11 protein-coding genes are annotated in these 11330 nt (G+C 43.2%); 5 read left to right on the top strand and 6 right to left on the bottom strand.

What is annotated here, in order from left to right:
* Positions 1-19 precede the first annotated feature (19 nt).
* Entirely contained in the window at positions 20-553 is a 534-nt protein-coding gene (locus ACXAER_RS16705) for an SRPBCC family protein (protein ID WP_474831205.1), read from the bottom strand.
* 648 nt (positions 554-1201) lie between these two features.
* Here ACXAER_RS16705 and glgC point away from each other — a divergent pair.
* Positions 1202-2488: a glucose-1-phosphate adenylyltransferase gene (gene glgC, locus ACXAER_RS16700; RefSeq protein ID WP_474831203.1), complete on the top strand. Its 1287-nt coding sequence runs from the start codon at positions 1202-1204 to the stop codon at positions 2486-2488.
* A gap of 123 nt (positions 2489-2611) precedes the next feature.
* On the opposite strand, the gene ACXAER_RS16695 is transcribed toward glgC, so the two are convergent.
* Together ACXAER_RS16695 and ACXAER_RS16690 are read right to left on the bottom strand one after the other, a co-directional pair.
* On the bottom strand, positions 2612-3424 hold the full coding sequence (locus tag ACXAER_RS16695) for an alpha/beta fold hydrolase (RefSeq protein ID WP_474831201.1): 813 nt from the start codon (positions 3422-3424) through the stop codon (positions 2612-2614).
* A gap of 71 nt (positions 3425-3495) precedes the next feature.
* Complete coding sequence (locus ACXAER_RS16690) at positions 3496-4818, bottom strand: spinster family MFS transporter (RefSeq protein ID WP_474831198.1); 1323 nt, start codon at positions 4816-4818, stop codon at positions 3496-3498.
* A gap of 169 nt (positions 4819-4987) precedes the next feature.
* On the opposite strand from ACXAER_RS16690, the gene ACXAER_RS16685 reads away from it, so the two are divergent.
* Positions 4988-5803, top strand: coding sequence for an acyl-CoA thioesterase (locus ACXAER_RS16685; RefSeq protein ID WP_474831285.1), 816 nt, complete (start codon positions 4988-4990; stop codon positions 5801-5803).
* Between the two features lie 37 nt (positions 5804-5840).
* On the opposite strand, the gene ACXAER_RS16680 is transcribed toward ACXAER_RS16685, so the two are convergent.
* Positions 5841-6686, bottom strand: a complete 846-nt coding sequence (locus ACXAER_RS16680) for an HDOD domain-containing protein (protein WP_474831196.1) — start codon at positions 6684-6686, stop codon at positions 5841-5843.
* 490 nt (positions 6687-7176) lie between these two features.
* Here ACXAER_RS16680 and ACXAER_RS16675 point away from each other — a divergent pair, with 490 nt between their 5' ends.
* Positions 7177-8475 (top strand): glycosyltransferase, encoded by a 1299-nt coding sequence (locus ACXAER_RS16675; RefSeq protein ID WP_474831194.1) that lies wholly within the window; start codon positions 7177-7179, stop codon positions 8473-8475.
* Between the two features lie 19 nt (positions 8476-8494).
* Here the strand turns inward: ACXAER_RS16675 and ACXAER_RS16670 are convergent, their stop codons facing one another.
* Both ACXAER_RS16670 and ACXAER_RS16665 read right to left on the bottom strand, forming a co-directional pair.
* Entirely contained in the window at positions 8495-8887 is a 393-nt protein-coding gene (locus tag ACXAER_RS16670; protein WP_474831192.1) for a SufE family protein, read from the bottom strand.
* 16 nt (positions 8888-8903) lie between these two features.
* Entirely contained in the window at positions 8904-9299 is a 396-nt protein-coding gene (locus ACXAER_RS16665; RefSeq protein ID WP_474831190.1) for a DUF2750 domain-containing protein, read from the bottom strand.
* Positions 9300-9573: 274 nt separating this feature from the next.
* Between ACXAER_RS16665 and ACXAER_RS16660 the strand changes: the two genes are divergently transcribed.
* Positions 9574-10254 carry a heme oxygenase-like domain-containing protein gene (locus ACXAER_RS16660; RefSeq protein ID WP_474831188.1) on the top strand — a complete coding sequence of 227 codons (681 nt, stop codon included), beginning with the start codon at positions 9574-9576 and terminating at the stop codon, positions 10252-10254.
* A gap of 230 nt (positions 10255-10484) precedes the next feature.
* Complete coding sequence (gene xthA / locus ACXAER_RS16655; protein WP_474831186.1) at positions 10485-11294, top strand: exodeoxyribonuclease III; 810 nt, start codon at positions 10485-10487, stop codon at positions 11292-11294.
* Positions 11295-11330: the final 36 nt, after the last annotated feature.

Below are 11330 nucleotides of genomic sequence, written 5' to 3'. Positions count from 1 at the left end.
GATCAGAAAGTTGCGCATATTACCTGTTGTTTTCAACCAACACCTTTAGGTTTTCAAGGCCCATTTCAAAATCGGGTCCAATCATACCATCCACCATTAATGCAAAATATTTGTTGATTGGATTATTATCTACTGTTCCTTCATCTCTCCAAATGACCAAAGAGCCGTCGACCGTAGGTACAATTTCAACTACGCCTGAAGAGCCTACGTCAAACTCAGGGAAATACAGTTGATAGAGAACTCGCTTGTTGTGTTCTAGTTGCGTTATTTCCATTTCGCCATTCCCTTCCGTCTCACTTATCCACTCCGAACGCATTCCAATCGCCCTGTCAGGGCCAGAATAGTCAAGCTTCATTTTCGGGTCGCGTTTGAACCACACCCCCCACTTTTGCCATTCCTTTAGGTCAACAACATAAGGATATATCTCAGATGGCTTAGCATCGATACTGACTCTTCTTTCCACGCTATACTTATTTGGAATAAAAAAGCTCATACCGACAAACAATAAAATTATTATGCCAACCACAACTAAAAGTTTTTTCAGCGCTTCCATCTAAGACTCCATAAAATGACCAGTCGCTCAAATATAACATCTAATTAACAAATGTCACTTATTGGTGTGGTTACCACTTTTCCGGAATTTGCGTTAGATAGACACCCATCGAATCATTTTTAACGGAATTAAAAACGTTTCGATGAGCTAACATCTTTAATAACTTGGTCGTTTAGCTGGGTGTCTTCATAAATAGTTCGATAAAAACTGCAAACCTATCGTTTTATGAGTGAAGTGGATGTCTTTTCAAGATGCGATCGAAAAACTTATGCTGGATGTCTTTCTTCACCTATCTACACCTTGTGATAATGAGTGCGTCGACTATTGTTTATAGGTATGCGTTTTATGAGTGGGTGTCTTTCTTAGCTCTTTCAATGAAAAGTTCGATGTTACGTTGGGTGTCTTGCTTAGAATCTTGCTTAGAAAAATCGCAAAATAACATGATTTTTAAAAATTTAACCATTTCATCACAAAGCAAGAAAATCGCACTGTTATTCTAAATTATCTTGTGTAATATGGGTTTAGGTTATCAGCAAAGCCTGTTCACTTGGGCGGCTCACGGATAGCGCAGCAAATCGCAACACCTCGTTTTCTCTTTATATTTCTATTGATACACGGTTATCGCTTTTTTACAGGAGTTTTTAGAAAATGGCAGATCAAAGTTCTCGTTACATCAGTAACCTCACCCGCGATACATATGCGCTTATCTTAGCTGGGGGAAAAGGTTCAAGACTACACGAGCTCACTACTTGGCGAGCCAAACCCGCGCTTTATTTCGGCGGTAAATTTAGAATCATCGACTTTCCCCTATCAAATTGTGTTAACTCAGGCATTCGAAGAATTGGCGTTGTCACTCAGTACAAGTCTCACTCCTTAATTCGCCACTTGGTCAGAGGTTGGGGGCACTTCAAGAAAGAACTCGGCGAATCAGTTGAAATTCTTCCGGCGTCTCAGCGCTTCTCCGACAGTTGGTATGAAGGCACCGCCGATGCTGTTTTTCAAAACATCGACATCATCCGTGATGAACTGCCCAAATACGTAATGATCCTATCAGGTGACCATATCTATCGTATGGACTACGGTGATTTGCTCGCTAAGCACAAAGAGTCTGGTGCCAAGATGACAGTATCTTGTATGTCAGTTCCATTAGAAGAAGCAGCGGGTGCTTTTGGTGTGATGTCCGTAGATGAAAACTACCGTATTAATGGTTTTGAAGAAAAACCTGCCAACCCTACCCCGCTTCCGAACGACCCCACGCGCTGCCTAGCCTCTATGGGCAATTATGTATTCGACACCGAGTTTTTATTTGAACAACTGCGAGTAGACTCTGAAAATATGGGGTCTCAGCGTGATTTTGGTAAAGATATTATTCCATCGATAATTGCTGACCACCCGGTATATGCCTACCCATTTGAGAAAAGTGGCGGAGATAACGCTTACTGGCGTGACGTAGGTACAATTGATTCGTTCTGGGAAGCCAATATGGAGATGGTAGCGCCAGTACCTCAGCTTAATTTATACGATAGAAAATGGCCTATTTGGACGTACCAAGAACAACTACCGCCTGCTAAGTTTGTATGGGAAGATCACGACAGACGTGGTGAAGCTATTAACTCTGTTGTATCCGGTGGCTGCATCATCTCTGGCTCTACCCTTCGCTCTTCTATTTGTTTTTCTAACGTACGTGTACATTCATACGGGTTAATAGAAGATGCCGTCATCCTTCCAGACGTTGAAATTAAACGCCATTGTAAGTTGAAAAAGGTGATTATTGATCGCGGCTGCGTTATACCGGAAGGAACGACCATTGGTTACGACCACGAACAAGATACAGCACGAGGCTTCCGTGTCTCAGAAAAAGGTGTGGTACTTGTAACACGTGAAATGCTAGGCCAACCTGTGGGTGGGCTAAGCGCCTCGAGCAAACAGAATTAATAAAGGTTTTAAACGTCTAAAAGATTGATTTTGGCGCCTACGGTCAAAATCAATCTCAGATAAACCGGCTAAACCTTTAATAACTTAGCCCAATTTATGTAACCAACAAGCGAAACCACCCGCTTACTCCGCCTCGTTGCTCCACCTTATAAGGGTTTGCTCAATAAAGCTCGCTACCGCTTCAGGATGCTCTAACGGGAACATATGACCACCATCCAATACCACATGTTCAATTGCATTATGCTTCATTAGTCGCGAGTACATTTCAGGCTTACATACATTACTACTGCTCCCCGTCGCCAATACTGCAGGGCACTTAAGCTTTCCTTTGTATTTCCCGAGGTTATGAGGCACGTTGCGGAACAAATCAGCTTCCACGTCCGCCCGAAATGTAAGTGAGATATTGCCTCCTTTACTCTCTGTAACAGACTTCACGTAGTCACGTACGCATCGTTTATCCATATCTCTAAAAAGTGCTTTGCCATGAAAGTACGCAACCATATCGGTATTGCTTGGCCAACGTGTATTACGCGTTTGTGCGAGTTTTGCAGGCGTTAGCTTATTAATTAAAGGTGTATGTTTCGCAAACTTAAAGAAATAACTCAGTGGGCCAACCACTAGCGGCGGGTCGAATAAAATAACGCCCCGAAATAGCTCAGGCGCCTCACACGCCGCCATGTAGGTAATGACGGCGCCAAACGAATGCCCTACACCGTAAACACCGCGTGGATCTTTGTTTTCTTTCTTAATATGTTTGATGAGTTCTTGAACCTGATTTCGCCAGTTGCCATTTACGGGGAGCTGAGGGTCGTGCCCGAATCGCTCAACGTGCAAACGGTTGAAGTGGCTGGGTAACGCCGAAAACATGGCATTATAGCTTCCTGCAGGAAACCCGTTTGCATGGGCAAAATGAAAACTCAACTCTGACGACGACACCAATACACTCCTTCACATTCAAACAATAAAGGGGCCTATAATCAGCCCCTTACAATGGAATATCGATAATACTACAAGCCCCTAGATTCTGCCATTTCCCAATCTTTTACAATCTTCGTGCTTGTCCATAAGAACACAGCAATTGAGATGGCGTAAGGAACTACTAGGTAAATCAAAGCTTGCCTTAATGCCTCAGTCTCGCCTAAAGACGGCACCAGCGCTTGGCTTATAATACCGGTAAGTGTAGGCCCGCCGCCTAGCGCAATTATATTTAAAACAAAGAAGAAGAGTGCCGTCGACATTGCCCTTACGTTTAGTGGTGCAAGGGTTTGTGCCATCGCAAAACTAGGCCCTAAATAAGAGCCACTTGTAAATAACAGCAGCGCCATAAGCCCAACAGACAACCACAAATCTTGAACTTGTAGCGATGCATAAAAGGCAGGCACCCCGATAATAAGCGCGATAGCAGGTAGTAATGCATAAGCTTTCTTATTGTGCTTGCCCCACCTGTCAGCTACATAGCCACCTAACCACACGCCCAATGCATACGCAGTACCGTTGATGATGCCAAATACAATAAGAAGTTGTGTAATATCTAGCCCTGCAAATGCTCGCACGTAGTAATCTATGACCCAAGTCGATATTGCATAGTTACCGAACGAACCAAATGAAATACCCAATGCCATTCCCCACCACGTGGGTATTTTTAGCAGCATTTTCAATGACGATTTAACACTTGGCTTATTCGCGTCATCTGCACTTGGCGCAGAAACTGTTCTAGCAGGCTCTTTTACCGTCAACTTCAGCAAAATAGCCAGTATTACTCCAGGTATACCCACGCTGTACATTACCGTACGCCAGTCGGCAGATCCGCCCTGTAAAAAGAACGCTGAGGCAAAAAACGCCAGCATTACACCAAATGGAATGCCTAAAGAATAAATAGCCAGAGCTCCAGCGCGTTTTTCTTTAGGAAAAAGGTCAGAAATTATACTGTGCGATGGTGGGCTGCCCCCAGCCTCACCTATACCTACACCAATACGAGCAATAGCGAGTTGCATATAATTGGCTGCTAAGCCTGATGCCGCAGTAAAACCACTCCATAGCGTTAGTGATATTGCAATAATGTTAACTCGGCTATAACGGTCTGCAAGCCAAGCAATTGGAATACCCATTACGGTATAAAGTAGCGCGAAGTAGATGCCTTTAAGCCACCCCAACTGGGCGTCATCTAACCCCAGATCGGCTTTAATGAAAGGCGATAATATTCCGATAATTTGCCTATCTATAAAGTTAAAGGCATACACTAAGGTTAATATGAACAGAACGTAATTGCGGTAACTTCTAGATGTTCCAGCTTCGTTAGCGGGAATACCTTCAACGTGCGTATGGGCCATAACAGTCCTTTTGAGTGACGATATCCCAGTCTACGCAGCTGGTAAAAAAATACACAACTAATTGTTACTTATTTGTTAACATAACGAAAATTTCTAACTCAGGCTTTTCGTTGAGCAGCGCTTAATGTACGATGACCCCCACTTAACTCATCAGACCAGACAAGCCAATATGACAGTAGATGAATTGCTCAATATTCCCCAACTATCACAAACATCGGAAAATACCTGGAAAGTTGACGGGCTAGTTATTCCTAAAACTTGGGGTCAAGGACGAACGGCGTTTGGCGGCATCTCTGCCGGCATGCTATATACCGCTGTGAAGCAACAAGTAACTGATAGTCGCGTGTTACGCTCTTTTACTACTAATTTTGTTGGTCCGTTGTCCCTCGAAGCCCCCTTCTCTATCGAAGTTACCCTATTAAGAACGGGTAAAAATGTTTCGCAGTATACCGCGCATGCCATTCAAGACGGCAAAAGCTGCGTTTTTTCCCAAGCTTGCTTTGGGGTTGCTAGAGAATCTGGCATTAAGGTAGAGAATACCGAAAAACATGATATGCCTTTGCCTAATAAGGCGAAATTCATCCCACAAATACCTAAAGTTACGCCAAAGTTTTTACGTTACTTTGACTTAGCCATTGAAGATGGCGGTATTCCTTTTACGCGCAGAAAAACAAGCCACTACCACGGTTTCATGCGGTTTAAACAAGCTCCTGCGACGATAACTGATGCACACATTATTACCATGATTGATGCCTGGCCGCCTACACTATTGCAAATGATGAAATTGCCAGCACCGGCTAGCACGGTTAGCTGGAATTTAGAATTTATCCACCCGCATAAGCCGGTAAGCCCAACTGATTGGTTCGGCTATAAAGCCCATACTAGACAGGCAGCTGACGGTTATGGACATACGGAAGCGACAATTTGGGATAAAGATAACGAAGTCATTGCAATAAGCAGACAAACCGTAGCGATTTTTGACTAATCTCTACGGCATTAGCTATGTCTGAAGGCGTTTAACCTTAATAGAGCATAAACGCGTTAGGATTAAACAAGGAAATAACCGAAATACATTGAAGGTTAGTTATATCTAGCGCGTCTTCCAAATCCTCGCGATTAAGCGACAACGCCTCGTGCATCTCTGGTTTTAAGTTGTGATAGCTTGGATAAATTTCTGGGTTTACGTTATCTAGTGCTAACACGTAAGAAAGCTGTAGAATTTTATCTTCTACATTTCTCTCTACATCTTCGCCTTTGTGAATACTGGCAATAGGCGTATAAATTGAACTAGGGATTTCCCATTTCTCGATCAGCCTTGCCGACAGATCTGCGTAAGTAAATCCTAATACGCCAAATTGAAGCTCTGCTGGGCTTACCTGTGCATTGAACGCCTGACAACGGGTTGCCGACTCAGGCAAAAGCGAAACGGTAACTAGCTCTCCAATATTGTGAAGCAGCCCGGAAACGAAAAGTCTTTCGGGCTCTCTAATATTGCGCATATCGGCAAAATACTTGGCCAATAACCCGCAAGAAACGCTTTGTTCCCAGAACTTGTCTAAGTCTATAGCTTGGCCATTTACTTCACTAAATGCCTGACTTACACCATAGGCCAACGCTAAGTCGTAGGTAGAACGGGTTCCCACAACCTGAATAGCCCGTGTTATCGTGTCAATTTTATTGGGAAAACGATAGAGTGCTGAGTTTGCCACTCTAAGTAGCTGGGTAGCCAATGACGGGTCGAAAGCAATGATATCGCCAATATCGTCAATGCTTGAAGCTTCATCGTCCATACAAGCTTTAAGTCGCGTTACCGAGTCTGGTAAAACAAAGAGGTCTTCCGCTTTCGAAACTAATTCATCTAAATTCATTCGTGCACTCTCTTCAATGCAGTCTTTGTCATTATCGTGTTCAAGGCACCTCCATTCGCCATGAGCCTCATTAAGGTATAGGCGTTAAACCTAAATAGGTCAATTAATATCGCCTAGTAAGAAAGTATGATTTCTTTACTAATCAGGTAGTTAAAAAACTCTTAAAAGAGTAATTATTAATTGATGTTCTTTTGTAAGTATAAGCTGTTTTTCCAACCCTGAGCATTATCAATTTTGGTAATACGCTAGACTACAATACACCTTTGTAGTTCCTCGAACATGCCGGAACGTCGTGTATTATAACGAGCAGCTTGTTTTTACAAACCTAAAATTCTTTTTCAAAGAAAAACTTAGGGTAATTACCTATAAGAATTAGAATTTCTAAGGCAGAGCCCCTTTAATTAATGACGTGCGCAGTTTTGTGATAGCATCTGCCGCAAAATAACCGTGCAGTTCAGGCACAATTTAAATAAGAGTTGTAATTCGTACCATGTTAAATGTTGTTGTAGTCGGCTATGTATGGCCCGAGCCTAATTCCTCAGCAGCGGGGCAGAACATGCTCTCTATTATTGAGCGTTGCTTAGCCGCTAACTTCAACGTGACTTTTTTAACAGCCGCCACCGATAGCGAGCACAAAGCCGATCTTCTAGCCATGGGGGTAAATGTTCAGCCTGTGGCGCTAAACTGCAGTTCATTTAACACTCTTATTGCAGACATAGCTCCAGACGTGGTTATTTTTGATCGCTACATGACCGAAGAACAGTTTTCCTGGCGAGTAAAAGAAGTTTGCCCGAATGCGCTAAGAGTGCTTAATACTGAAGATTTACATAGCCTTCGCCAAGCGCGACATGAAGCGGTAAAAAAGCATGGCGATGCAAAACTAGCGCATCTACATAGCGAACTGGCCCAAAGAGAAATTGCCTCGATTATTCGAAGCGATCTAACCTTGGTTATTTCAAAAAAAGAAATGGCCTTATTGACTGAACACTACGGTGTACCTTCAGCGCAACTTCAGTATCATCCTCTTATAGTTGGCCGTTCTATTAGCCATACCCCATCTTTTGAGCAACGCTCGCATTTTATCCATATTGGTAACTTTCGCCATGCGCCAAATTGGGACGCTGTTTTGCAGTTAAAGCAGCATCTGTGGCCTTCAATCAAAAAAGCATTGCCTCATGCTGAATTGCATATTTACGGCGCTTACCCACCTAAGAAAGCAACGCAACTTCACAACGAGAAACAAGGCTTCTTAGTAAAGGGCTGGGCCAACGATGTTGAGTCTGTAATGATGAATGCTAAAGCTCTTATTGCTCCCTTGCGATTCGGCGCGGGGATAAAAGGAAAATTGCTGGATGCAATGCGCTGCGGTACGCCTAGTATCACGACCTGGATTGGCGCAGAAGGTATTATTGAAGATAGCGTTGATGTAAATAGCGAGATGAGCGCCAAAGTCGAACACGAGGTTAAAAATCTGCAATCGGCACAATGGCCTGGTGCTCTATGCGGTGCCGATACTTCTAATGCGGCCGTTATTCAAGACTACGTTGAAAAGGCTGTAGCGCTGTATGAAGATGAGAAGATATGGAGTTTAGCCAATAATCACGCAGTTAGCTTGCTAAACGTATTTAAACAGCAGCAGCCAGAAGTGCCGTTTATTGAAAGAATAAGTGAGTTAAAACAAGGGCTAGATAAACATAGAGATGCTTTGTTTATGCAAAGTTTGTTGTGGCATCAAACGCTTGCAGCAAGTAAATATATGAGTCAGTGGATTGAAGCAAAAAACAAGTAGAGGGGCGAGAAAGAAGCGCCTATACGCACTTCAACTTTGTTATCACCGACTTTATTCCGTTGCCTCGCGACTGGCTTAGATAACGCTCTAACTGGCAGCGAGACAAGTAACTTTCGAAGTCAAAACTTTCACGCTGCGCTTCGGACAAGGTATTGGCTTTTTCAAGTAATACTGCAAGTACACCCCGAATCACCTTACTTGGTGAGTACGCCATTATGCCGCCTTGTTCCGTTGAATATGCCATCCACACAGGGCTCTCACACCCTTCAACTGCTGTGTCTGAAGTACGTTCGTCTAAAGGGAGTGGCGTTAAAGATTTACCCGCTAACATAAGTGTGCGAGTGAAATCATCCCACCCTTTCGAAGCGGCAAGCGATGAAGCTAAAGGAAGCAAAGTTTCATCCGAATTCATCTGCTATAAGCCCAGTTCAGTTGCCGTTTAGTTCGGCAGCTAAATCTTCTGCGGTCATAACTAAGTTTTCAACGTCGCTTGTTGTTGGAAACATAACCAGTTCCACACCATTTTTTGTGAGACCAGGCAACCAAGTTTCTGTAAATTCAGCCAATTCAACGCTTACGCATTGGCCTTCTATTTCATTTATTTCTACGAACTTTTGCGCCAAGTCGCGATGTGGGAATACGGGTAATTGAACACTCTCGCCGCCTTCGAACATAACAAAGCCTTCACTGCCCTGTATCATCCATATTTCTTTTGCTTTCGCTATATAGCTAACAACAAGTTCTTGTCGTTCTTCAGCACTTAGCTTCATTGCCTGCTCAATGACCGCATCGTTCAACTTGTCTGCAATTGTTTCTGGAAACACGCTTATTCACCTATCTCAAAATTTGTGGCAAGTATACCCGCACCAGCAAAAGGCGCAATGCAATAGTCACCAAAACCTCTCTTACAAAGACACCCACGCTAAAGGCAGCATAACCATCCTTACAAAGACACCCATGCTAAAAGCAGCATAACCATCCTTACAAAGACACCCACCCAAACCAACAATCAACCAAGCTCATTTGAAATTATTTAGCTTTTCTTCAATTCACTACCGGTTACAGAGACACCCATGCTAAAGTAAAGCCCAATCGATAATGACTACTCAGCAACAACGCCAAGACACTTATACCATGCGCAACCTTTTCACTGCTCTTAAGCAAGACACCCATGCAAACCACGATATTTTGGAAAACACCTTCCCATTTTCTATCTATCACAAAGACAGTTTGTTCGATGAAAAGGCATACCTCGCTATTTTAAAGATCATGAGTAAGTTCCACCAAGTAGCGGCAAACGCTGTTCAGCAAGCTGAATTCAAAGTTCCTGCCCTTGAAACAGTGGCTTCGATGATAAACAGTGGCGTAATTCAAGATGCGCTAAATCAAGACATTGTTGCGCTTACCAAAGATTCACTTAACAAAGACACCCACCACAACAGACCATCTATGCCATTCAGCAGCTCGCCCACCAGCCAAGCTATTTCAGCTATATACGTATGGTTAGGCTCATCGATGGGAGCGAATATTATTGTTCGTAGGTTAAATGCCATGGAGCGCGACATACCTACAAACTATTACCAAGCAATGGCTGGGTGTGCGAAAGCATGGGTGTCATTCAAACAAGAAGTCGAAAAGTTACTCCCTGAACTCGATTTAGAAAGTGAAAGCTTTGTTGCAGATGCAGTAAAAGATGCGAATGCATGGTTTGAATATTTGATTTCATTAGCTGATGCTGAAATGCACAACAGCATAAGTCAGGCTGCTGGAGCTAGCTAGCATAGCGCTTTTAAATACAAAGACTACTTCCGCAATAAGTAAATATCGCGCGGTAATTAGTTTCAATCACACCCACCGGCATCACCGGGCGGCACGCAAGCTTCATAGCTATAAATAAACTTAATCCATCCAATCGACTGGATGCATTAATATAACGGCAGTTCTTCGTTAAGCGCTTGCTTAGTTTCTGATAGACTTAACGCAACGTTGAAACAACAAAAAACATAAACATGAAAGTAATCTCATTTAATATAAACGGTATACGCGCCCGCTTGCATCAACTACAAGCGGTTATAGACGCTCACCAACCTGACATTATTGGTTTGCAAGAAATTAAGGTCCACAACGAACAGTTTCCATTAGAAGCCGTTGAAGCCATGGGCTATCACGTTTATTTCCACGGGCAGAAAAGTCACTACGGCGTAGCGTTTTTAGCAAAGAAAGAACCCCTTTCTGTAGAGAAGGGGTTTCCTACCGACGAGGATGATGCCCAGCGTAGAATGATCATCTTGAAAACCACTGATGAATCTGGCGAACCGGTAACTATCCTCAACGGCTACTTTCCACAAGGTGAGAACGAAAAGCACGAAACAAAATACCCTGCTAAGCGCAAGTTTTATAAAGATTTAATGACGTATTTGAACGAGAACCACACGCCAGATGAGAACGTTATAGTGATGGGCGATGTAAACATCTCCCATACAGATTTAGATATTGGCATTGGTGAAGAAAACAAAAAGCGCTGGTTGAGAACAGGCAAGTGTAGCTTCTTACCGGAAGAGCGTGAGTGGTTGAACACACTTATCGATTGGGGTTTTGAGGATAGCTTTAGAACTCTCAATCCTGAAACTAATGACAAGTTTTCGTGGTTCGACTATCGCTCAAAAGGTTTTAACGACAACCGCGGCCTTCGCATAGACCTGATACTGGCTACAAAAACTTTGCATTCACGTCTGCACGATGCTGGCATTGATTATGAATTAAGAGGCATTGAAAAGCCGTCCGATCACGCCCCAATTTGGGCTGAATATAAAAAGTAGTTGGCCGTTAGCGTATAAAGTAGCCCCAGATAAGGA

The sequence above is a fragment of the Alteromonas sp. AWJ4_199 genome (genome assembly GCF_056159165.1).
The sequence above is the reverse complement of the archived record's forward strand: the minus strand, read 5'-3'. Positions and strand labels throughout refer to the sequence as shown.

Coding starts and splice junctions, on each gene's coding strand:
- ACXAER_RS16705 (WP_474831205.1), bottom strand. CDS start 553: ATGGAAGCGCTGAAAAAACTTTTAGTTGTGGTTGGCATAATAATTTTA.
- glgC (WP_474831203.1), top strand. CDS start 1,202: ATGGCAGATCAAAGTTCTCGTTACATCAGTAACCTCACCCGCGATACA.
- ACXAER_RS16690 (WP_474831198.1), bottom strand. CDS start 4,818: ATGGCCCATACGCACGTTGAAGGTATTCCCGCTAACGAAGCTGGAACA.
- ACXAER_RS16685 (WP_474831285.1), top strand. CDS start 4,988: ATGACAGTAGATGAATTGCTCAATATTCCCCAACTATCACAAACATCG.
- ACXAER_RS16680 (WP_474831196.1), bottom strand. CDS start 6,686: ATGAATTTAGATGAATTAGTTTCGAAAGCGGAAGACCTCTTTGTTTTA.
- ACXAER_RS16675 (WP_474831194.1), top strand. CDS start 7,177: ATGTTAAATGTTGTTGTAGTCGGCTATGTATGGCCCGAGCCTAATTCC.
- ACXAER_RS16670 (WP_474831192.1), bottom strand. CDS start 8,887: ATGAATTCGGATGAAACTTTGCTTCCTTTAGCTTCATCGCTTGCCGCT.
- ACXAER_RS16660 (WP_474831188.1), top strand. CDS start 9,574: ATGACTACTCAGCAACAACGCCAAGACACTTATACCATGCGCAACCTT.
- xthA (WP_474831186.1), top strand. CDS start 10,485: ATGAAAGTAATCTCATTTAATATAAACGGTATACGCGCCCGCTTGCAT.